Source organism: Novilysobacter viscosus (genome assembly GCF_046600715.1).
Taxonomy (GTDB): Bacteria; Pseudomonadota; Gammaproteobacteria; order Xanthomonadales; family Xanthomonadaceae; genus Lysobacter_C; species Lysobacter_C viscosus.
In genome coordinates this window covers 63,170-84,508 of sequence record NZ_JBJMAV010000006.1, presented here as the reverse complement: position 1 = coordinate 84,508, position 21,339 = coordinate 63,170, and the positions used below count along the sequence as shown (strand labels likewise).

The window sequence follows — 21,339 nt, the reverse complement described above, 5'->3', positions numbered from 1 at the left end:
CGCCGCACGCCGGAGTTCGTGGTCGCGACTTACGTCGCTCCTACAGGAGCCGCCGCCATCACTCCGGAAGCGGATTGCGCACCGTCTCCGGCACGCCCGCCCAATCATCCGGCTTCAGCGCCGGCAACCCGTGGGCCAGCCGCGCCCTGTCGCACTGCGCGCTGGCCGCGCCGAATTCCCACGACGCCGGCACCGCGGCGCAGCTCGACGGGCGCCGGTCGTGGATGCCGCAGCGCGAATACACACCGATCTGCGCATCCAGCGCCACGCACCGGGGCGCGGCCTGCGACGTGCCGCGCATGACACGTTCGTGGCTGCGCAGCGGCGCGGTCAGCTCGATCGGCACCCTGCCGCCCATGTCGGGATCGGCCTCCGACCAGTGGAAGCTCACGCGGAAATGCGCGCAGCACGCGCCACAGGCCAGGCACGGGTGCGGGCTGGGGACAGCGGGCACGACCGGGGTCGGCGCCACGGGACGGGGATCGGGATACACCAGCGGCGCTCGTTCGGGCCGGGCCGCCGGGGGGCTGGCGCAGGTCGGTTGCGGGATTCTGTGGATTCCTGCGCCGCGCGCAAGTGCCGCGCCTGCACGGTTCAGCGGCGACAATGGGGCCATGACCCCAGCGCCCGACGCCTCACCCTGCAACATCGCCGCCGCGCTGCCCCGGCTGGCGGCCGCCCAGCCCGGGCAGGTCGCGCTGCGCTGCCCCGGGGGGCGCGGTGCGGGCGGCAGGGCCCGCTACGACCAGGCCCTGACCTACACCCAGCTGGATGCGCGCAGCGATGCGATCGCTGCCGGCCTGGCACGCCACGGCGTGGCCCGCGGGACGCGCACCGTGGTGATGGTGCGGCCCTCGCCCGAGTTCTTCCTGCTGATGTTCGCGCTGTTCAAGGCAGGCGCGGTGCCGGTGCTGGTCGACCCGGGCATCGACAAACGTGCGCTGCGGCAGTGCCTGGGCGAGGCCGACGCGGAGGCGTTCATCGGCATCCCGCTGGCCCATGCCGCGCGCGTGGCGCTGGGTTGGGCGCGCTCGGCGCGCGTACGGATCACCACCGGGGCGCGGCCGTGGCTGGCCGGGGCGACGCTGGCGCAGGTGGAGACGGCGGGTGCCGACGCCGGCCCGCAGTTGGCGGCGACCGCGCCGGACGACGTCGCCGCCATCCTGTTCACCAGCGGCTCCACCGGGGTGCCCAAGGGCGTGGTCTACCGCCATCGCCATCTTGTCGCCCAGGTCGACATGCTGCGCACCGCCTTCGGCATCGAGCCCGGTGGCGTCGACCTGCCCACGTTCCCGCCGTTCGCCCTGTTCGACCCCGCGCTGGGGCTGACCTCGGTGATCCCGGACATGGATCCCACGCGACCCGCGCGTGCCGACCCGCGCAGGCTGCACGACGCCATCGAGCGCTTCGGCGTCGACCAGCTGTTCGGCTCGCCGGCATTGATGGCGGTGCTGGCCGCGCATGGACAACCCTTGCCGACGCTGCGCCGGGTGACCTCGGCAGGCGCACCGGTACCGGCGGACGTCGTCGCGGGGATGCGCGACCTTCTGCCTGCCGATGCCTCGTTCTGGACGCCCTACGGCGCCACCGAATGCCTGCCGGTCGCGGTCATCGAGGCGCGCGAGCTGCAGGCCACGCGCGCGGCGACCGAAAGCGGTGCGGGCACCTGCGTCGGCCGCGCGGTCGCGCCCAACGCCGTGCGCATCATCGCGATCAGCGACGACGCGCTGCCGACCTGGGCGGAGGTCGAGGAACTGCCCGCGGGGCAGGTCGGTGAGATCACCGTCGCCGGCCCGACCGCCACCGACACCTACTTCAACCGCCACGCGCAGACGCGGCTGGCCAAGATCGTCGAATGCCTGCCCGGCGGCGACCAGCGCGTGGTGCACCGCATGGGCGATGTCGGCTACGTCGATGGCGAGGGGCGGCTGTGGTTCTGCGGGCGCAAGTCGCACCGCGTGGAGACCGCCGCCGGCCCGCTGTACACCGAGCAGGTCGAACCGGTGTTCAACCTGCACCCGGACGTGCGCCGCACCGCGCTGGTCGGCACGGGGGATCGCGGTGCGCAACGGCCGGTACTGTGCGTCGAGCTCGCGGCCGGCGTGCCGCGCGGGCAGTGGCCGCGAATCGAAGCCGAACTGCGCGCACTGGGCCGCGGCCACGTGCACACCGGCGCCATCGACCATTTCCTGCGCCACCCGGGGTTCCCGGTCGACATCCGCCACAACGCCAAGATCGGGCGCGAGAAGCTGGCGGTGTGGGCCACCCGGCAATGAGCGCAGGAGCCCTTCTAGCAGCGGCTTCAGCCGCGGTCGTGCAGACGGCGGGGCGACGGTGGCGACCGATCGCGGCTGAAGCCGCTCCTACAGGTGCACCGCGCGGCATGGAGACTCCCGGATGAAAATCCTCGTCACCGGGGGCGGCGGGTTCCTCGGGCAGGCGCTGTGCCGCGGACTGGTCGAGCGCGGCCACCAGGTGGCCAGCTTCAATCGCGGGCACTACGCCGAGCTGGATGCGATGGGCGTGCTGCAGCACCGCGGCGACCTGGCCGATGCCGCCGCGGTGCACGCGGCGGCGGCGGGCAGCGAAGCGGTGTTCCACAACGCCGCCAAGGCCGGTGCGTGGGGGCCGTACGACGACTACCACCGCGCCAACGTGGTCGGTACGCAAAACGTGATCGCCGCCTGCCGTGCGCACGGCATCGGCCGGCTCGTGTACACCTCCACGCCCAGCGTGACCCATCGCGCCACCCACCCGGTGGAGGGCGGCACCGCCGACACGGTGCCCTATGGCGAGGGCTTCAAGGCGCCCTACGCGGCCACCAAGGCGATCGCCGAGCGCGCGGTGCTGGCCGCCAACGACGCTGCGCTCGCCACGGTCGCGCTGCGCCCGCGTCTGATCTGGGGCCCGGGCGACAACCAGCTGCTGCCGCGGCTGGTGCAGCGCGCGCGTACCGGCCGCCTGCGCCTGGTGGGCGATGGCGGCAACCGCGTCGACACCACCTACATCGACAACGCCGCGCAGGCGCATTTCGATGCCTTCCAGCAGCTGGCGCCGGGCGCGGCCTGCGCGGGCCGCGCCTACTTCATCAGCAATGGCGAACCGCTGACCATGCGCGAGACGCTCAACCGGCTGCTCGCCGCGGTCGGTGCGCCCCCGGTGGAGAAGACCCTGCCATTCCCCCTGGCCTACGCGATCGGCGCGACCTGCGAAGGCCTGTGGTCGGTGTTGCCGCTCAAGGGCGAGCCGCCACTGACGCGGTTCCTGGCCGAGCAGCTGGTCACCCCGCACTGGTACGACATGGCGCCGGCCACGCGTGACTTCGGCTACGTGCCGCAGGTGTCGTTCGAGCACGGGCTGCAGCGCCTGGCCGCGGGCTGGCGTCCACGCGACTGACCCGGGTCGCTGGGGGCGTGCGAGCCCCGCGAAGAGGCCACGGCACGCGCCCGCTAGAATGCCGGCCATGACCCCGAGCCCCCCGTCGACCCCCCTGGACGCACTCAAGCCGATCGCCGGCCGCGCGCTGCAGGCAGCGCTCAATCGCGCGCTGGCGCTGGATCCCGAGACCCGCGACGGGCTGCCCGCGCTGGATGGGCGCAGCGTCGCACTGCACCTGGCCTCGCCGCCACTGTCGCTGCAGGTGCGCGTGGCCGGTGACCGGCTCGAAGTGGGGCCGGTGCCGGAGGCGGGCGAGGTCGACCTGTCGGTGCGCAGCACGCTGGGCGGACTGCTGTCGCAGTTGCCGTTCCTGCGCAGCGACCGCGCCGCGCCGGTGGGCCAGTTGCGCATCGAGGGCGATGCCGACCTCGCGCGCCGCCTGCAACGGATGGCCGGACGCTTCGACCCGGACTGGCAGCAACCGTTCGTGGCGGTGCTGGGCGAGGTGGTCGGCGTGCAGGTGGCGCAGGCGGTTGCCGGCGCGCTGCGGCATGCGCGCGGCGCCGGAGCCGCGCTGGCGACCAACGCCGCCGAATACGTGACCGAGGAATCGCGCGACGTGGTCGGACGCGCCGAGCTCAACGCCTTCCATGACGACGTCGACGCGCTGCGTGACGATGTCGAGCGGCTTGCCGCGCGTGTGTCGCGCCTGGGCGACGGGGCGCCGCGATGAAGTCGGCGCTGCGCGCCTGGCGCATCGGCCGGGTCCTGCTGCGCTACCGGCTGGACGCGCTGGCCGACGACACCCCTGCCGAGCGCTGGCTGAAGCTGGCGCGGCCATTCGTGCCCAGCGCCTCGCGGGAGGTGCAGGCCATGCCGCGCGGCGCGCGCCTGCGCATGGCGCTGCAGGAACTCGGGCCGATCTTCGTCAAGTTCGGGCAGATCCTCTCGACCCGGCGCGACCTGGTGCCGCCCGATGTCGCCGAGGAACTGACCCTGCTGCAGGACCGCGTCGCACCCTTCGACGGCCAGGCCGCGCAGGCCATCGTCGAGGAGGCGCTGGGCATGCCCGTTGCGGAGGCCTTCGAGCATTTCGACACCACGCCGCTGGCCTCGGCCTCGATCGCCCAGGTGCACGCCGCGGTGTTGGCTGCGACCGCCAGCGCGCCGGCGCGCGAGGTGGTGGTCAAGGTGCTGCGCCCGGGCATCCGCCGCCAGATCGCCGCCGACGTCGGCCTGCTCAAGGCGATGGCCGGCCTCGTCGAGCACACCCATCCCCACGCCGACAAGATCCGCCCGCGCGAGGTGGTGGCCGAGATCGAGCACACCCTGGCCGCGGAACTTGACCTGCAGCGCGAGGGCGCCAATGCCAGCGTGCTGCGCCGGCTGTGGCAGCACAGCGACGACCTGTACGTGCCCGAGGTGGTCTGGAGCCACACTGGCGAGCGCGTGCTCACCCTGGAGCGCGTGCGCGGCATCCCCTCCGACGACATCGTCGCGCTCGACGAGGCGGGTATCGACCGCAAGGCGCTGGCGGCCAAGGGCGTGCGGGTGTTCTACACGCAGGTGTTCCGGGACAACTTCTTCCACGCCGACGCGCACGCCGGCAACATCTGGGTCGACAGCGACCCGGCGCGTCGCGACAACCCGCGCTTCATCGCGCTGGACTTCGGGATCATGGGCCAGCTCTCGGACGAGGACCAGTACTACCTCGCCGAGAACTTCATGGCGATCTTCAACCGCGACTACCGCCGCATCGCCGAGCTTCACGTGCAGGCCGGCTGGATGCCGGCGCACGTGCGCATCGACGAGCTGGAGGCCGCCGCGCGTTCGGTGTGCGAGCCGTACTTCACCCGCCCGTTGAGCGAGATCTCGCTGGCCGAAGTGCTGGTCAAGCTGTTCAAGGTCGCCCAGCGCCACGAGCTGACCCTGCAGCCCCAACTGATCCTGCTACAGAAGACCCTGCTCAACATCGAGGGCGTGGGCCGCCTGCTGGACCCCAGGCTGGACATCTGGGCGGTGGCGCGGCCGGTGCTGCAGCGCATCCTGGTGGAGCGCTACAGCCCGCAGCGGCTGGCCGCGGAGTTCCGCAAGCGGCTGCCGGAACTGGTGACCCGGGCCCCCGAGATGCCGCGGCTGCTGCATGCCTGGCTCAGCCAGCAGGTGGAGGGCCAGCACGAGCTGCGGATGCGCTCGGACGACCTCGCCCAACTCAACCGGTCGGTGCGCGAGGCGCAGCGGCGCACCGTCGCGGCCATCCTCGGCACCGGCCTGCTGATCGTGGCGGCGGTGCTGTACGGCCTTGAGGCGGGCGGTCCGTCGCTGTGGTCGGTACCGGCCTCGGCGTGGATCGCCGGACTCGGCGGGCTGTGGGCGCTGCTCGCGGCGTGGCCGCGGCGATGACCGGACGGCTTTCCGTCGGAGCGACTTCAGCCGCGATCTCAGGCTGTCGAAGGGCACCTTGCGGCGGGATCGCGGCTGAAGTCGCTCCTCTTGGTGATGCAAGGGCTGCCCGGGTGGCGACGTGACCGCCCTGGAGGTGCTCTACCGCGACGACTGCCTGGCCGTCGTCGACAAGCCCGCCGGGCTGATGGTCCACGACAGCGCGCTGGCCCGGGGCGAGACCGACTTCGCCGCCGACCGGTTGCGCGAGCAGTTCGCCAAACCGGTTTTCCTCGTGCACCGGCTGGACCGCGCGACCAGCGGTTGCCTGCTGCTGGCCTTCGACCGCGCGACGGCATCGGCGCTTGGGAAGGTGCTGATGTCGCGCGAGGTGGAGAAGGACTATTGGGCGGTTTGCCGGGGCTGGCCGGAGCCGACGGCGTTCACCATCGACCACGACCTGGACGGCGGGCCGGGCAAGCCGCTGAAGAAGCCGGCAGTTACCCGGTTCCAGCGGCTGGCGACGGCGGAACTCGCGCTGCCCTCGACCGGCTTCGAGACCTCGCGCTACGCGTGGCTGTCGGCCCGTCCGGAGACCGGCCGGTTCCGGCAGATCCGCCGCCACCTCAAGCACGCCAGCCACCACCTGGTAGGTGACACCAGCCACGGCGACGGCCGCCACAACCGCACGTTCCGGATGCTCGGCATCCACCGCATGCTGCTGCACGCGCGACGGCTGGCGTTCGCCCATCCACTGCATGGCCGGGCGGTCGAGGTGTTCGCACCCGTGGACGCGCAGTTCCAGCGCGCCCTGGACCTGTTCGGCCCGGGCGACGGCGAGGTAGCCGTCGCCCCCGAGCGGGAGGCGGCGGAAAACAAAACGGCCGGCGTCCCGCCACTGGACGGGACGCCGGCCGCCTGACCGGGTTACTTGGCGCTGTCGGCGTCGCTCGCCTCGGCCTCGCCTTCAGCGGCGGCCTTGGCGGCCTGGGTCTCGATCTCCTGCTGCATCTGCTGCATCGCGGGCGCCATCAACTGCTGCGTGGCGACCATGGTGTTCTGCATCAGCTGCGGCATCTTGTCGAGCAGGTTCTGGCCCGCTTCGCTGCGGTAGAACGCCACCAGCGCGGCCACGTCCGCGTCGTCGAAGGACTTGGCGTAGATCTCGCGGTAGACCGGCTGCACCTTCTCCCACGCCATCGCGGCCCGCATGCCGGCCATCATCCGGCCCAGCGTGGCCTGGATCTCGGCCTGTTGTCCGGCGCTCAGCTGCTTGCCGGCGGCGGCCTGCGCGGCGGCCTGCTGCTGCATGGCTTCGATCTGCGGCCACATCCCGTCGAGCGACTGCTCGACCCGCATCACCTCCATCAGCTCGTCGACCTGGGCGTCGCTGGGCGGTGCGGCGAAGGCCACGGGGGCGGCGAGGGCAAGCATGGCGGCACAGGCCAGTGCACGCAGGGGGCGGGCGGACATCTTAAGACGCATGGTGCAGCTCCTTCCTGGAATGAGGCCTGCATCCTCCCGGCCGCGGGCGCGGGCGTCAACGTGCCGTGGCCGGCCATGCCGGCGCAAGGCCCTACAATCCCACGCCTGGTTCCCGTCCTGGCCGCATGTCCCTGCCGATGCCGCCCACCAAGAGCGCGCCGCGCGCACCGTCGATCCCCGAGTCCGAACTGGTGGAGCGCTTCGTGCGCGCCACCGGCCCGGGCGGGCAGAACGTCAACAAGGTGGCCACCGCGGTGGAACTGCGGTTCGACATCGCCGGCTCGCCCACGCTGAGCGAGCCGGTGCGCGAACGGCTGCTGGCGCGTCGCGACCGTCGCGTGACCGGTGAGGGCGTGCTGGTGATCAGCGCCCAGCGCTTCCGCACCCAGGACCGCAACCGCCAGGACGCCCGCGAGCGACTGGCCGCGTTCATCGCCGCCGGCATGGTGGCGCCCAAGAAGCGCGTTGCCACGCGGCCCACCCGGGGCTCGGTCGAGCGCCGACTGGGGGCCAAGCGCGAGCGCAGCACGGTCAAGCGCGGACGCGGCGCCCAGACATGGGACTGAGTGCGCCGCCCCCGCACCCACCCGGGGGCGCCCGCGTCCTGCCGTTGCCGCCGCGGGTGCCGCGCGCCGGCCACCACCCGCTCACCCGCTGGATGGGGCTGACCGCGCTGCGGCTCGGGGGATGGCGCATGGTCGGCGCGCTGCCCGACGTGCCCAAGGCGGTGCTGATCGGCGCGCCGCATTCGACCAACTGGGACGGCATCTGGGGGTTTTCGGCCAAGGCCGCGATGGACCTGGACCTCACCGTGCTGGGCAAGCATTCGCTGTTCCGCGTGCCGCTGCTGGGGGCGATGCTGCGCGCGTTCGGCGTGATCCCGGTCGACCGCAGCGCGGCGCGCGGGGTGGTCGAGCAGGCCGCCGGGCGGGTGATCGACGCCGAGCGGCTGTGGATCGGCCTGGCGCCGGAGGGCACGCGCCGGCGGGTGGAGCGCTGGAAGCCGGGATTCTGGAAAATCGCGCGGGCCGCGGGGGTGCCGGTGGTACCCGCGTACTTCCACTATCCCGACAAGGTGATCGGGATCGGCCCGCCGTTCGAGCTGACCGACGACATGGAGGCCGACCTCGCGCGCATCCGCGAGTGGTACCGGCCGTGGCAGGGCAAGTACCACGGCACGCCCTGATCGGGCCCTGACCGGCGGCTCCTGCCGCAGAGGGTCATGCGCGCCGTCGCCGTCGCCCTGGCGGGCCGGGTGTTCGCCCCGCGGGTCCCCCCGCCGTCCGCCGCCGCCTCCCCGTTCCACCCGTGACCTGTTTGGCACGCTTCTTGCGGCGTAGTTCCCAGTTCGACGGTGTTCGCGCCGTCCGGGATGGAGCCCGTCGCGGCAAAGGGGAGACCAGTGCAGGCAGTCGCGGGATTCATCGCGGATCGGGGTGCGACGGAACGGCTGCGTCTGCGCGCGTGCGTTGCGCCAAGGCGTTGTGTCGGCACGGGGGAACGCCATGGGCACGCCGTCGTTGTTCGCGCTTAATCCCACCGCGCTGCTCAGCGCGGTCGGGCTCTGGCGCGGGCCGGATCCGACCGTGCCGACGCCGGTCGAGCGCTGGCAGGACGCGACGGTGGACGTGGTCATCCACGCCGACCGGCACCAGCACAGCATCGCCTACTGCCTGGCCGCGTTGGCGCGGCAGACGCTGCGCCCGCGCCAGGTGATGCTGGTCGACGATGGCGGTTCCGACCGCGACCACACCGTGCAGATCGCCCGCGAGTTCGCGCATGCCAACGGCATGTCGCTGGCGGTGGTGGGTCGGATGTGGTCGATCGGACGCGCCCCGACGCTCAAGCGCCAGGCGCGCGAACTGGACGGCGACGTGCTGTTCGCCCTGGACGGCGATACCGTGCTGGAGTCGCCCGATTACATCGAGCGCTGCGTGCGCGAGCTGTACCAGGGCGTGGGCATTGCCAGCGCCACCGGCGCCGCGTGGCCGATGCGCGCGAGTGATCGGCGGGCATGGGCGGCGATGCCGGAGTTCCGCCGCTGGGTGGGCGGCGATCCCTACCTCGACCCCCTGCTGCCGGAGGATCCGCTGCACCGGCTGCTGTGGTGGGCGGGCAACGCCTACCGCGAGACCGTGGCCGGGTTCCAGCAGCAGTTCCTCAACCGCGGGTTGATGGCGCTGGTCGGTGGCGTGGCGCACCGCAGCGGCAGCGCGGTGGCGTACCGGCGCCGGTATCTCAAGGACGTCTTCGACCGCTACGAGCCGGTGTATGGCGACGACCTCACCGGCCTGCCCGACCTGTTCATCGGCTTCGCGCTCAACAACGTGGGCTACCGCAACCTGCAGCTGGCCGAGGTGCAGGTGCGCACCATCGGTGGCGACGTGATGCAGCTGCCGGCCCACGCCCGGCGCGAGACGCTGGCGTTCCTGCAGGCGGGCCACGACTTCGACAGCCTGCTTCGCAGCCCGCTGCGCTGGCCACGCCGCTGGTGGGGGCAGTGGCGGCAGCGGGCCACCGTCGAGCAGCCCGGCGGGCGGGAGCTGCGCCGGGTCGCGGAAGCCTACCGCCAACCGTTCGGGGAGCGCCTGACCCGGCAGCACGGCCGGCCGATCGGCTGGGCGCTGTTCTTCGGTGCGGTGGAGAAGGTGGTGTTCCCGATCGGCCTGATGGCCCTGGCCGTGCTGGGCCAGTGGGCATGGTTGGCCGCGGTGGTGGCCGCCGAAATGGCGGTGGCGTTCGGGGTGCTGCTGGCGGTAACGCCGCGTGGGCGCCGTGGCGCGATGCTGGGCAAGGCGGTGCTGTTCACCCCGCTGCGCTATGCGCTGATGCTGCAGGAGCTGGGCATCGTGCTCGGCTTCGCGCTGAAGCGCTCGCTCAGGACGCGCCGGCTGCGGCGGTAGGCCTCAGCGCCCGGACTGGCCGGTGTCGTCGTAGCCGCCACGTTCGAACAGCGCCGGCTGGATCAGTTCGCTGAAGGCCCTCGCCTGGGGGCTCAGGTACTTGCCCTTGCGCACCACCACGCCGTAGCTGCGGGACGGGAAGTACTCGGCGAGCGAGCGCGCCGCCAGCCGCGCCCGGTCCGCCTCGGTCAGGCAGATCGCGGTGACGATGCTGATGCCCAGCCCCATCGCCACGTACTGCTTGATCACCTCCCAGCCACCGACCTCCAGCGCCACCGTGTACGGCACCCGGTTGCGCTGGAACACCAGGTCGACCAGCCGGTAGGTGGTCAGCCGCTGCGGCGGCAGGATCAGCCCGTACGGCGAGAGGTCTGCCAGCGTGAGGTCCGGCCGGGATGCCAGAGGGTGGTCGGGCGGGGTGATCAGCATCGGGTCGAAGCGGTACACCGGCGCGTAGTCCAGGTCCGCCGGCACGTCCAGCATCGAACCCACCGCCAGGTCGACCGCGTCCGACCGCAGCAGGTCCAGGCCGCTCGCGCCGGTGACGTTGTGCAGGCTCAGTCGCACGTCCGGGTGGGCGGCGCGGAACGCCGCGACGATCCGCGGCAGCAGGTAGAGGATGGTCGAGCTGCCGGCGGCGACGTTGAGCTCGCCTGCATCCATGCCCCGCAGCCGCTCCTTGAAGGCGCCATCCAGGCCCTCGAAGCCCTCCACCAGCGGGCGGGCCAGTTCGTACAGCGCCTCGCCCTCGGGGGTGAGGACCAGCCGCCGCCCGCTGCGCTCCAGCAGGCGCTGGCCCATTTCGCGCTCCAGTGCCTGCAGTTGCAGCGTCACCGCCGGCTGGGACAGGAACAGCGCCTCGGCCGCACGCGATACCGAGCCCAGGCGCGCGGTCTGGCAGAACGCACGCAAGGGCTTGAGGCGGTCGCCCTTGTAGGCGAAGCGGTGGCTGGGGGGCATGCGGGGCCAGCTTTTAAACTAGATATAAGCAAAACAAATACCACGTATTGACAACTCTGGTTTGTCAAATACCAGACGGTACCGCATGGTCATGGCCCCCTTGCCAGGAGCCCGACCATGTCGGCAGTCCTCCAGAACGCCACCGCCCGCCCGCTGGGCACCCCGCAACCGCTCGCCGGTATCCAGGTCCATGCCCGGCAGCCGGGCCAGGAGCGGCTGCTGACCCCGGAGGCGCTGGCGTTCCTGGTCGGACTGCAGCGGGCGTTCGAGGATGGGCGCCAGTCGCGCCTGGACGCCCGTCGCCAGCGCCAGGCCCGGTTCGACGGCGGCGCGCTGCCCCGGTTCCGCGTCGACACGGCCGCGATCCGCTCCGGCGACTGGCGGGTCGGGCCGATCCCGGCCGCGCTGCTCGACCGGCGGGTGGAGATCACCGGCCCGGTCGATCCCAAGATGGTGATCAACGCCCTCAATTCCGGCGCGCAGTGCTACATGGCCGACTTCGAGGACAGCACCAGCCCGACCTGGCGCAACCTGCTGACCGGGCAGCACGCGCTGCGCCGTGCCGTCGCCGGCACCCTGGACTGGATGGCGCCCGACGGCGGCCGCCACTACACACTCAAGCCACGGGACCAGCAGGCGGTCCTGATCGTGCGTCCGCGCGGCTGGCACCTGGACGAGAAGCACGTGACGGTGGACGGCGCGCCGATGGCGGCGAGCCTGTTCGACGCCGGCCTGTTCCTGTTCCACAACGCGCACGCACTGGCCCGGCGCGACCGCGGGCCGTACCTGTACCTGCCCAAGCTGGAATGCATGGAGGAAGCCGCGCTGTGGCACGAGGTGCTCGCCCATGCCGAGGGCGTGCTCGAACTGCCGGCGGACAGCATCAAGGTGACCGTGCTGATCGAGACGCTGCCGGCGGCGTTCGAGATGGACGAGATCCTGCACGCGCTGCGCACCCGCGTGGTCGGCCTGAACTGCGGACGCTGGGACTACATCTTCAGCGCCATCAAGACCCTGCGCGCCCACCGCGGCCGCGTGCTGCCCGAGCGCGGCCAGGTGACGATGGACCAGCCTTTCCTGCGGGCCTATTCCGAACTGCTGGTGCAGACCTGCCATCGGCGCGGCGCGCATGCGATGGGCGGCATGGCCGCGCAGATTCCGATCAGCGGCGATGCTGACGCCAACGACGCCGCGCTGGCCAAGGTGCGCGCCGACAAGGTGCGCGAGGTCACCGCCGGCCACGACGGCACCTGGGTGGCGCACCCGGCGCTGATCCCGCTCGCGCGTGCGGTGTTCGACGAGCGCATGCATGGCCCGCACCAGCACCACGTCACCCGCGACGAGGTATGCGTGGACGCCGCCGACCTGCTGGCGGTGCCGCGCGGGACCATCACCCGGCGAGGCTTCGAGGACAACGTCGAGGTCTGCGTGCGCTACCTGGCCGCATGGCTGGATGGCCACGGCTGCGTGCCGATCCATTGGCTGATGGAGGACGCGGCCACCGCCGAGATCGCCCGCGCCCAGCTGTGGCAGTGGCTGCACGCCGACGGGTTGCACCTGGACGACGGCAGCGAAGTGGACTTCGCGCTGCTGGAGCGCGCGCTGATCGGCCTGCCCAGCAAGCTGGCCGACCGCCTCAACCTGCCCGGCGCCAGCCGCATCAACGAAGCCATCGGGATGCTCGACCGCCTGACCCACGCCGACGAACTGGCCGATTTCCTCACCCTGCCGGCATACGCACGCCTGGACTGAGCATCCACACCCCACCCCCCTTTGTAGGAGCGACGTGAGTCGCGACCGCGCCACCCCGACAACCGCGCCACCACCGACTTCCGATCGCGACTCACGTCGCTCCTACAGAAACCGACCGCCACCCCTGTAGGAGCGGCTCCGGCCGCGAACCCCAATCCATCGTAGCCACGCCCCGTTCCGATCGCGGCTGAAGCCGCTCCCACAAGACCCCAGCCCACACCCCACCCCCCCCGGGTGGGGGGCGTACCCCGCTCCTGCAGGTGCTGTCAGTCGTGCTTTGACACCAGCACCAGCGCGGGGCGCAGCAGGCGGTCGTTCAGCAGCCAGCCTTTCTGGTAGACCTGCACGATGTGGCCGGGCGCGTGTTCGGCGTTCTCGACCATGCTCATCGCCTGGTGCTGCTCGGGATCGAACGCCTCCCCGGCGGGATCGACCGCGACCAGCCCGTTGTCCCCGGCCACCTTGAGCAACTGGCGCAGGGTCAGCTCCATGCCCTCGCGGAGTGCGCCGGGCTCGCCTCCGGCGGCGTTGAGGCCGGCCTCGAGGCTGTCGATGACCGGCAGCAGCTCCCCCAGCAGGCGCTCGTTGGCGAACTTGCGTGCCATGTCGCGCTCGCGCTCGAGCCGCTTGCGCTGGTTCTCCAGGTCGGCCCGCTCGCGCAGCGAATCCGCGCGCAGCCGGGCCAGTTCGTCCTGGGCGGCTTCGAGCTCCGCGGCCAGCGGGGACATCTCGTTTTCGACGGCGGCCTGCTCGGCCGCTTCCTTCATGGGTTCTGTGGTCATGCTCGATTCAGATCCTGGCGCGCTTGGGCGCGTTGTCCGTAGCAAGCACGAGCAATGGGGCCGGGTCGGGCCTTTTCAAGCTTGCGTGAGCTGTTTTTGACGCGGATCAACGCGGATCGAACGCGGATAAGAGCGGGTCTGACCAAAACAACGTCGGGGCAACGCCGCAGGGACGGCAGCCGGGGCCCGGTCCTCGGCCCGCCCGGCGCCCCTTGCCATCTCTATTTTTCATCTGTTCTGATCCGCGTTGATCCGCGTCAAAACCGCTCCTGGATCCGCGTCAAAGCCGCCCTAGCCCGAGCGCTCCGGCGCCAGAGCCTCGCCCAGCGCGTCGGCCGCGGCCTGCACCACCGGGATTACCCGCTGGTACGCCATGCGGGTCGGTCCGATGACCCCGAGCACGCCCAGCACCTGGCCGCCGGCGGCATAGGGCGCGGTCACCAGCGAGATGCCCTCCAGCGGCGCCAGCCCGGTTTCCTCGCCGATGAAGATGCGCACACCCGGCGCGCTGATCGTGCGTTCGAGCAGCTGCAGGATCTCGCGCTTGCGGGCGAAGGCTTCGAACAGCTCCCGCAGCCGGTCCAGGTCGGCCAGCTCCTGTACGCCCATCAGCCGGGTCTGGCCGGCCAGCACCATGTCGTCGTGGCCGGGAATCAGCACCTGCTCGGCCAGTTCGACCGACTGCGCCAGCAGCGTTTCCATTTCGCTGCGGGCCGACTTCAGGTCATGCAGCAGCGCGATGCGTATGTCGCCGGCCGAGCGTCCGGCGAAATGGGTATTGAGGTAGTTGGCGACCCGCTCCAGCTCGCCGGCGTCGAACGCGCGGCGGGTCTGGATGATGCGGTTCTGCACCTCATTGTCGGCGAACACCAGTATCGCCAGCACGCGCTGGGCGTCGATCGGGACGAAATCGATCCGCCGGAACGCGAACTGCTCGCGCCGTGGCACGCTGACCACGCCGACGAAACGGGTCATCGCCGACAGCAGTTCCGAGGCGCCGCCGAGCAGCGCCTGCGTGCCCGACCCGGCCGTGAGCTCGTCGCGCAGCCGCGCCATGTCGCCCTCCGGCAGCGGCTGCACCTTCAGCAGCGAATCCACGAACAACCGGTAGCCCTGGGCGGTCGGGATGCGTCCGGCGGAGGCGTGCGGGGCGCTGAGCAGCCCGATCTCCTCCAGGTCCCCCAGGATGCTGCGGATGGTCGCCGGACTCACGTCCAGGCCCGCATGCCGGGCCAGGGTCTGCGAGCCGACCGGCTCGCCGCTGTGGATGTAGCGCGCAATCAGCGTGCGCAGCAGCTGTCGGGCGCGGGGGTCGAGGGTGGGGTCGGCGGGCTTGCGGCTCATGCTGTGGATATAAGCCCGGCAGCAAGGAGACGCAAGCGGCTCGCTGCGTGACTGCGGCCGGCGGGCGGCGCCAGTCGCAGTCCGGGCGACGGCTTTGCGCAGCATGACAGGGCATCTCGAACGCCGGGCTTGGCCCCTCGCCCGCTCACCGGTCACAATCGCCGCCGCATGCTTACCCATCTGTCGCTCAAACAATTTGCCGTGGTCAGCGCCGCCGAACTCGGCTTCGGGCCGGGGCTGACCGTGATTTCCGGTGAAACCGGCGCGGGCAAGTCGCTGCTGGTCGATGCGCTGGGGCTGCTGTCGGGCCTGCGCGCGGACAGCGGCGTGGTCCGCCACGGTGCCGAGCGCGCCGAACTGGTCGCCGACTTCAAGCTCGATGACGTGCCGTTCGCGCGCGACTGGTTGCGCGAGAACGAGCTGGACGAGCAGGACGACGCCGGCCAGGGGGCGCTGTGCCAGGTCCGCCGCGTGATCCGCGCCGATGGCGGCTCGAAGGCATGGATCAACGGACGCCCGGTGACGGTCGGGCAACTGTCCGAGCTGGCCGGGCGGCTGGTCGAGATCCACGGCCAGCACGAGCACCAGGCGCTGCTGTCGCGGCCCAGCCAGTTGGCCTTGCTCGACGCGTTCGGGCGCACCGACAGCGAACGCGCCGCCGTCGCCGATGCCGCGCAACGCTGGAATGGCCTGCTGCGCGAACGCGAGCGCTTGTCAGCTCAAGGCGATGTCTCCGAGCGGATCGACTGGCTGGAGCACCAGTACGCCGAACTGGAGCGTGAAACGCTGGAGCCCGAATCGATCGAGCAGTTGCACGCCGACCACCGCCGCCACGCCCATGCCGCCGGCCTGATCGACGCCTGCGACGCCGCGTTTGCACGACTCGGCGGCGAGGACGGGCCGTCGCTGTCGAAGTCGCTGCAACAGGTGCGCGGCGACCTGCAGCGCGTGCTCGAGCATGAACCACGCCTGGGCGATGTCGACGGCATGCTCGACACCGCCGCGATCCAGCTCGACGAAGCCGTCGCGTTGCTCGACCGCGTGCGCAGCAACCTCGACCTGGACCCCGCGGCGCTGGTCACGATCGAACAGCGACTCGGGCGCATCCATGACCTGGCTCGCAAGCACCGGGTCAAGCCCGAGCAACTGGCGGCCCAGCGCGAGACATTGAACACCGAACTGGAGGGCCTGCGCGGTGCCGGTCTGCGCCTGCAGAAGCTCGATGCCGAAATCAGCGCCGCGCACCAGGCCTGGCACAGCGCGGCCGAGATCCTGAGCGTCGCCCGGCGCACGGCTGCACAGACCCTGTCGGGCAGCACCACCGGCCTGATCGCCGAACTGGGTATGGGCGGCGGGCGCTTCGAGATCGAGATCGAATCGATCGATGGCGACCGCCCGGATCCGCAGGGCGCCGAGCGGGTCGAGTTCCTGGTCGCCGCCAACCCCGGCCAGCCACCGCGCCCGCTACGCAAGGTCGCCTCCGGCGGCGAGCTGTCACGCATCTCGTTGGCGATCGAGGTGGCCGCGCTCGGGCTGGATGCGGTGCCGACGATGGTGTTCGACGAGGTCGATTCGGGCATCGGCGGCGGCGTCGCCGAGATTGTCGGGCAGAAACTGCGTGGACTCGGCAGCAAGCGGCAGGTGCTGTGCGTGACCCACCTGGCGCAGGTCGCCGCGCAGGGGCATGCGCACTACCGGGTCAGCAAGGCCGCCAGTGAAGGCGTCACCCAGAGCGCGGTGCAGCTGCTCGACGCGCCACAGCGCCAGGAGGAGCTGGCGCGGATGCTCGGCGGCGTGGAACTCACCCGCGAGGCGCGGGCCGCGGCCAAGCGCCTGCTCAGCGACGTAAGCTGATTTTGTATTTGTAGGAGCGGGCCATGCCCGCGATCCACGTCGCCGCGTCGTTCCCAATCGCGGGCATGTCGCGGGCATGCCCCGCTCCTACAAGAACGTCCCGCGTCGGTAGCCGCAGGACGGATCAGGCGCAGCGACATCCATCGCCACGATGGCAGCGCAGGTCAGCGCTTCTTGCGCACGTACAGCACCAGCGAGTGGTCCTCGATCTCGAAGCCGTGCTTGGCGGCGATCTTCGCCTGCAGCACCTCGATCTCCTCGCTCTCGAATTCGGTGATCTTGCCGGTCTCGATATCGACCATGTGGTCGTGGTGGTGCCCGCGGTCGAGCTCGTACACCGACTGCCCCGACTCGAAGTTGTGCTTGAGCACCAGGCCGGCCGATTCGAACTGGGTCAGCACGCGGTACACCGTGGCCAGCCCGATGTCCTCGCCCTTGTCGAGCAACAGCCGGTAGATGTCCTCGGCGGTCATGTGGCGCGGCTTGGCCTGCTCCAGCAATTCGAGGATGCGCAACCGCGGGTGAGTGACCTTGAGGCCGACTTTGCGCAGGTCCTGGGATTCCATTTCAACTCCTGGTGCTACGGGCTCTACTGCGGGCTGCGTTTACAGGTCACCAGTGGCTCGCATCGCCCCCTCGCCGCAATATCGACCGCAGGAACCATGCGGCAACACGGGATGAACGGAGGCGCTTCCGGGACGCGTGACTGCACCTTCAGTGTATCATCGGCGCGTTCTCCACCTGCCTCGGATACCCATGCAAAAGCTGCTGTTGCTCATTGTCGTCGCCGTGATGACCGCTGGCTGCGGCATCGTCTATCGCCAGCCGATCTACCAGGGCAACCTGCTGGAGAAGGCCAACGTCGACCAGTTGCAGGAAGGCATGAGCAAGCAGCAGGTGCGATTGTTGCTGGGCACCCCGTCGGTTGCCGACCCGTTCCATCACGATCGCTGGGACTACACCGCCAGCCAGCGCACCGACCGCCTCGGCCGGACCGAGGTCAAGAACCTGACCGTGTGGTTCGACGGCGACACCGTCCGGACCTGGGAAGGCGAGTACTTCCAAGAGCAGGACGAGCAGATCGCCCAATCGTCGGTCCGGCAGTTCGGCCGCAATCTCGCCAAGGATCCGCCGCGCGGCCGGTAAGCAGTGCCGTAGAGCCGAGCTTGCTCGGCTCCTGATTCACGATACAACGTCGCACAGGCAGTTATCGCTGCGATACGGCAGGGCCGCAGCGGAGCAAGCTCCGCTCTACCGGTGCTTCGAATCTTGCAAGCGCGCCCGGCGCCGCCGCGCATCCTTCGGATCGGCCTGCAGCGGCCGCAGCAGCTCCACCCGGTCGCCATCGCGCAGCCTCGCCGCCGGATCGGTTCGCTGGCCGTGCACGGCGTAGGCAGTGATCCCGGCATCGCCGGCCAGACCGGCCGCGGCGACCGCATCGGCCACGCTCGAACCTTCCGGCAAGCTCAGCGTGACCGACTCGGACCGCTGTGGCCACGCGCGGATCACCTCGATCCTCATGGGTCCGGTCATGCTTCCTCGTGGTCGGCCACGCGCACGAAATCGTCCACCATGCGGTCGGCCAAGGCCTGGAACCCGATCGTGAATGCCTTCGCGAACAGCTTCACCGCCGGCTCGAACTCCAGCGTCAATGTCACCTTGCAGGCGGACTCGTCGAGCGAGTGGAACTGCCAGCGGCCGCTGAGCTTGCGGAACGGCCCGTCGACCAGCTTCAGGTCGATATGGTGCGGCGGCGCCAAGGTGTTCTCGGTGGTGAACCAGGTGCGCAGCGCGCCGAGGCCGAGGTCCAGGCGAGCGCGCATGCGCAGCTCGTCCTGCTCCAGCACCTGCGCGGCATCGCACCACTCGAAACGTCGCGGATACGCCGCGACATCATTCACCAGCGCGAACATGCGCGCAGCGGAGTGTTCAACCAGGGCGGAGCGTCGGATCGTCGGCATAACAGGCGGCCGTATCGCGGACCCGCCCCGATCAGGGACAATGGTGCGATGGCTAAGAACGCAAAAGGCAAGGCTGACAAGGATAAAGGAAAGGGTGCCGGCGGCGGCACGATCGCCCTGAACAAGCGCGCGCGCCACGACTACCACCTCGAGGAACGCTTCGAGGCCGGCCTGGCGCTGCAGGGCTGGGAGCTGAAATCGATCCGCGCCGGGCGCGCCAACATCGGCGAGAGCTACGCGGTGGTCCGCGGCGGCGAGATGTTCCTGTTCGGCGCGCAGATGACGCCGCTGATCTCGGCCTCGACCCACGTGGTCACCGAGGAACGCCGTACCCGCAAGCTGCTGCTCCACCGCAGCGAGATCGACAACCTGATCGGTCGGATCCAACGCGACGGCTACACCGTGGTGCCGACCGCGCTGTACTGGAAAGGCAACAAGATCAAGATCGAACTGGCGCTTGCCAAGGGCAAGCAGGCCCACGACAAGCGGCAGACTAACAAGGACCGGGACTGGGCACGCGAGAAACAGCGCGTGATGCGACGCGCCAACAAAAATGCGTGAGCCGGCCGGCGACGTTTCACAACGGCCCCGATAGAGATATCGCCGAGCGCCCTGCCACGCCATGCAACCCGCAGGCTGGCGGTTCTCCCGTAGGAGCGGCTTCAGCCGCGACCCGCGAACGTCCGTCAGTCAGCGGATATCGCGGAGCGCCACGCCCACCCCGGACAACCGTAGGCTGGGCTGCCAAGCCCAGCGCTTCTTGTTTGGGGGACACGGCGCTGCCAGCCGAAAAGCCGGCTTTGCCAGCCCCGCCTGCGTGGAGCTCCGTCCGGGACTGGATCGCGGCTGAAGCCGCTCCTACAGGGACTCGGTGAGCGCGATGCGGGGTTCGGCGCGGCCCATCGGTGGCCGATAGTCCGGCAGGCTTGGGGTCTCCTCGCTCATTCCGGCACCGGCCAGCATCGCATCCAGTCTGGACCAGACGTAGTCGGCGTGGCTGCCGGCCCCTTCGCGAATGAGATCGGCGCGCACGCTGAATGTGATCCAGAACGCTTCCGGGTTGGGCTGGGTGGACATCATGGCGGGAAGGAACCGCTCCAGCGAGTCCAGGCTTTCCTTCAGTCGTTCGAGTGTGGCCATGGGAATACTTATGCGCTTTTGGCCGTTAGGGACGAATGAAAACGGGGCGCGCGATCCCGCAGTTGCATGTGGTCGTTCACGTTCGCCGCAGGCGCCTGCACTGCAACGCCCACAACGATCAGTAGCGCAGGCGCGAGTCGATGTGCACTGCGTCCAGCGACAGCACCGCCAGGCGCCCGTGGTCGGGGTGCCGGGGATTGATGAGGACGTTGTACTCGCGCGGGGACAGCGCACTGGGGACCTTGAGCGCCAGCGACGCCTCGTCCGCCCACCACCGGTCGCCGATTTCCTGCACATGGCCGCGGTATGGCCGCTCCTTCCAGTCCTGCGGCAGGTCACGGCCGATCGACTGCAGGCAGCCGGCCGGCAAGCTGGCAACCACCATCACCAGTTCGTCCGGGGTCTCGCCCTCCAGGTGCGCGAGATACTCCAGTACCGCGCCGGCCGGGGACAACGAGGCATAGACCGCCTTGTCGTGCGCGGAGGTCCAGCGTCCGGAGCGGTAGGCCTGGGCGAGCGAGAACGGCGCATCGGCGCGTTCCCTGGCGACGACCCGGTATACGGCGCACTGCTCACGCGGGCCCGCTTTAGATTCGTCGGTCTCGGCCGTGGCGACCGGCACCGAACTCGCTGGCGGATCACTGGCCGGGAATGTGTCCTCCAGCGCGTGGTCCAGTTGCTCCTGCTTGCCGCGGTCCGGCGGGAGTGCAGTCATGGCGCAGTGGTGCCGTCGTCGGTATCGGCAGGCACCGGATTGGCCGGGTCCATCGGGTCGGTCTGGTCGAGCGGGTCGGCCGGGTTCATCGGCTCCATCGGATCGGGCGGCGTCTGCCGGTCCAGCGCATCGGACATCGCCTCGCAATCTATCCGGTCCTGGCCGCTCAGGCCCATGCAGCGCTGGTCGGTCGCACCGGCCGGCGGCGACATTTCCACCCGGGCATCGGCCTGAGCCGGTGTCTCGGCGGCCGGCAGCACCGTGCTGTCGGCGGCCCTGGACTCGTCCTCGTCGACCTGCGCCACACGTCGATCGCAGGCGGCGAACACCACCAATACGGCCAGGCTCAAGACAAGCGGCTTCATCAATATCTCCTGTGGTGCATCGGTTGGCTCAGGACACGTGTCGCACCCACAGTCTCGCAATGTGCGTGCCAGCCAGTCGGCGCGCCTGATCGGCATCCGCTTCCGGCAGTCTCCGGCGCGCCGTGAAAACTTTGCAGGCCGGCGAAAGATTTGATTCGTGCGCCTGCCGGACGTCCGCTCCGGTGCCGCTTGCACCCGGTCCGCTCCGATGGCACGCCTTTTGCGGCACCTGTGTTGGAGACGCTTTGATTTCGAGTTGCTCTGGCTCGGGTGCCCTGCGTCGGGTGTTTTTTGTCTGGCTGTTGTTACCCGACCGAG

Annotated in this window: 23 protein-coding genes; 12 read left to right on the top strand and 11 right to left on the bottom strand. The window is 70.5% G+C overall.

Annotated features, from left to right (window positions below):
- Positions 1 to 58 precede the first annotated feature (58 nt).
- A complete protein-coding gene (locus ACJQWL_RS10575) occupies positions 59 to 454 on the bottom strand; it encodes a YkgJ family cysteine cluster protein (RefSeq protein WP_330969336.1) in 396 nt (131 codons plus the stop codon).
- A 160-nt stretch (positions 455 to 614) separates the two neighbouring features.
- Here ACJQWL_RS10575 and oleC point away from each other — a divergent pair, with 160 nt between their 5' ends.
- From oleC to ACJQWL_RS10550, 5 genes are all read left to right on the top strand, one after another.
- On the top strand, positions 615 to 2,276 hold the full coding sequence (gene oleC / locus ACJQWL_RS10570; protein ID WP_411300890.1) for an olefin beta-lactone synthetase: 1,662 nt from the start codon (positions 615 to 617) through the stop codon (positions 2,274 to 2,276).
- A 121-nt stretch (positions 2,277 to 2,397) separates the two neighbouring features.
- Positions 2,398 to 3,396, top strand: a complete 999-nt coding sequence (oleD, locus tag ACJQWL_RS10565) for a 2-alkyl-3-oxoalkanoate reductase (protein WP_330969417.1) — start codon at positions 2,398 to 2,400, stop codon at positions 3,394 to 3,396.
- A 67-nt stretch (positions 3,397 to 3,463) separates the two neighbouring features.
- Positions 3,464 to 4,111: a ubiquinone biosynthesis accessory factor UbiJ gene (locus ACJQWL_RS10560; protein ID WP_330969418.1), complete on the top strand. Its 648-nt coding sequence runs from the start codon at positions 3,464 to 3,466 to the stop codon at positions 4,109 to 4,111.
- Positions 4,108 to 5,781, top strand: a complete 1,674-nt coding sequence (ubiB, locus tag ACJQWL_RS10555) for a ubiquinone biosynthesis regulatory protein kinase UbiB (protein WP_330969419.1) — start codon at positions 4,108 to 4,110, stop codon at positions 5,779 to 5,781. Before ACJQWL_RS10560 ends, ubiB begins: the two co-directional genes overlap by 4 nt.
- 121 nt (positions 5,782 to 5,902) lie before the next feature.
- A complete protein-coding gene (locus ACJQWL_RS10550) occupies positions 5,903 to 6,682 on the top strand; it encodes a pseudouridine synthase (RefSeq protein WP_330969420.1) in 780 nt (259 codons plus the stop codon).
- Between the two features lie 5 nt (positions 6,683 to 6,687).
- Here the strand turns inward: ACJQWL_RS10550 and ACJQWL_RS10545 are convergent, their stop codons facing one another.
- On the bottom strand, positions 6,688 to 7,245 hold the full coding sequence (locus tag ACJQWL_RS10545; RefSeq protein WP_411300889.1) for a DUF2059 domain-containing protein: 558 nt from the start codon (positions 7,243 to 7,245) through the stop codon (positions 6,688 to 6,690).
- Positions 7,246 to 7,382: 137 nt separating this feature from the next.
- Here ACJQWL_RS10545 and arfB point away from each other — a divergent pair, with 137 nt between their 5' ends.
- The 3 genes from arfB to ACJQWL_RS10530 all read left to right on the top strand — a co-directional run bounded on the left by arfB (position 7,383) and on the right by ACJQWL_RS10530 (position 10,148).
- The gene (gene arfB / locus ACJQWL_RS10540; RefSeq protein ID WP_330969436.1) at positions 7,383 to 7,811 is read left to right on the top strand and encodes an alternative ribosome rescue aminoacyl-tRNA hydrolase ArfB; all 429 of its coding nucleotides are present in this window, start codon (positions 7,383 to 7,385) and stop codon (positions 7,809 to 7,811) included.
- A complete protein-coding gene (locus tag ACJQWL_RS10535) occupies positions 7,802 to 8,431 on the top strand; it encodes a lysophospholipid acyltransferase family protein (RefSeq protein WP_330969422.1) in 630 nt (209 codons plus the stop codon). The genes arfB and ACJQWL_RS10535 overlap by 10 nt, the downstream gene beginning before the upstream one ends.
- Before the next feature lie 319 nt (positions 8,432 to 8,750).
- Positions 8,751 to 10,148 carry a glycosyltransferase gene (locus ACJQWL_RS10530; protein ID WP_330969423.1) on the top strand — a complete coding sequence of 466 codons (1,398 nt, stop codon included), beginning with the start codon at positions 8,751 to 8,753 and terminating at the stop codon, positions 10,146 to 10,148.
- Positions 10,149 to 10,151: 3 nt separating this feature from the next.
- On the opposite strand, the gene ACJQWL_RS10525 is transcribed toward ACJQWL_RS10530, so the two are convergent.
- Positions 10,152 to 11,108, bottom strand: a complete 957-nt coding sequence (locus ACJQWL_RS10525; RefSeq protein WP_330969424.1) for a LysR family transcriptional regulator — start codon at positions 11,106 to 11,108, stop codon at positions 10,152 to 10,154.
- Between the two features lie 117 nt (positions 11,109 to 11,225).
- Here ACJQWL_RS10525 and aceB point away from each other — a divergent pair, with 117 nt between their 5' ends.
- Positions 11,226 to 12,860 (top strand): malate synthase A, encoded by a 1,635-nt coding sequence (gene aceB, locus ACJQWL_RS10520; RefSeq protein ID WP_330969425.1) that lies wholly within the window; start codon positions 11,226 to 11,228, stop codon positions 12,858 to 12,860.
- A 266-nt stretch (positions 12,861 to 13,126) separates the two neighbouring features.
- Here aceB and grpE read toward each other — a convergent pair whose 3' ends face one another.
- Both grpE and hrcA read right to left on the bottom strand, forming a co-directional pair.
- On the bottom strand, positions 13,127 to 13,642 hold the full coding sequence (grpE, locus tag ACJQWL_RS10515; protein WP_411300888.1) for a nucleotide exchange factor GrpE: 516 nt from the start codon (positions 13,640 to 13,642) through the stop codon (positions 13,127 to 13,129).
- 291 nt (positions 13,643 to 13,933) lie between these two features.
- Positions 13,934 to 14,986, bottom strand: a complete 1,053-nt coding sequence (gene hrcA, locus ACJQWL_RS10510) for a heat-inducible transcriptional repressor HrcA (RefSeq protein WP_332702272.1) — start codon at positions 14,984 to 14,986, stop codon at positions 13,934 to 13,936.
- Positions 14,987 to 15,154: 168 nt separating this feature from the next.
- Here hrcA and recN point away from each other — a divergent pair, with 168 nt between their 5' ends.
- On the top strand, positions 15,155 to 16,840 hold the full coding sequence (recN, locus tag ACJQWL_RS10505; protein ID WP_332702274.1) for a DNA repair protein RecN: 1,686 nt from the start codon (positions 15,155 to 15,157) through the stop codon (positions 16,838 to 16,840).
- Between the two features lie 164 nt (positions 16,841 to 17,004).
- Here the strand turns inward: recN and fur are convergent, their stop codons facing one another.
- Positions 17,005 to 17,406, bottom strand: a complete 402-nt coding sequence (gene fur, locus ACJQWL_RS10500) for a ferric iron uptake transcriptional regulator (protein WP_332702276.1) — start codon at positions 17,404 to 17,406, stop codon at positions 17,005 to 17,007.
- 190 nt (positions 17,407 to 17,596) lie between these two features.
- Between fur and ACJQWL_RS10495 the strand changes: the two genes are divergently transcribed.
- A complete protein-coding gene (locus tag ACJQWL_RS10495; RefSeq protein WP_332702278.1) occupies positions 17,597 to 17,986 on the top strand; it encodes an outer membrane protein assembly factor BamE in 390 nt (129 codons plus the stop codon).
- Between the two features lie 105 nt (positions 17,987 to 18,091).
- On the opposite strand, the gene ACJQWL_RS10490 is transcribed toward ACJQWL_RS10495, so the two are convergent.
- On the bottom strand, positions 18,092 to 18,373 hold the full coding sequence (locus ACJQWL_RS10490) for an RnfH family protein (RefSeq protein WP_332702280.1): 282 nt from the start codon (positions 18,371 to 18,373) through the stop codon (positions 18,092 to 18,094).
- Positions 18,370 to 18,801 carry a type II toxin-antitoxin system RatA family toxin gene (locus tag ACJQWL_RS10485; protein ID WP_332702282.1) on the bottom strand — a complete coding sequence of 144 codons (432 nt, stop codon included), beginning with the start codon at positions 18,799 to 18,801 and terminating at the stop codon, positions 18,370 to 18,372. Before ACJQWL_RS10485 ends, ACJQWL_RS10490 begins: the two co-directional genes overlap by 4 nt.
- 48 nt (positions 18,802 to 18,849) lie before the next feature.
- Here ACJQWL_RS10485 and smpB point away from each other — a divergent pair, with 48 nt between their 5' ends.
- Complete coding sequence (gene smpB, locus ACJQWL_RS10480) at positions 18,850 to 19,362, top strand: SsrA-binding protein SmpB (RefSeq protein ID WP_332702284.1); 513 nt, start codon at positions 18,850 to 18,852, stop codon at positions 19,360 to 19,362.
- Positions 19,363 to 19,659: 297 nt separating this feature from the next.
- Here smpB and ACJQWL_RS10475 read toward each other — a convergent pair whose 3' ends face one another.
- From ACJQWL_RS10475 to ACJQWL_RS10465, 3 genes are all read right to left on the bottom strand, one after another.
- Positions 19,660 to 19,941: a hypothetical protein gene (locus ACJQWL_RS10475; RefSeq protein ID WP_332702286.1), complete on the bottom strand. Its 282-nt coding sequence runs from the start codon at positions 19,939 to 19,941 to the stop codon at positions 19,660 to 19,662.
- A gap of 118 nt (positions 19,942 to 20,059) precedes the next feature.
- Positions 20,060 to 20,656, bottom strand: coding sequence for an RES family NAD+ phosphorylase (locus ACJQWL_RS10470; protein ID WP_332702288.1), 597 nt, complete (start codon positions 20,654 to 20,656; stop codon positions 20,060 to 20,062).
- Positions 20,653 to 21,021 (bottom strand): hypothetical protein, encoded by a 369-nt coding sequence (locus tag ACJQWL_RS10465; RefSeq protein ID WP_332702290.1) that lies wholly within the window; start codon positions 21,019 to 21,021, stop codon positions 20,653 to 20,655. Before ACJQWL_RS10465 ends, ACJQWL_RS10470 begins: the two co-directional genes overlap by 4 nt.
- Between the last annotated feature and the right edge of the window lie 318 nt (positions 21,022 to 21,339).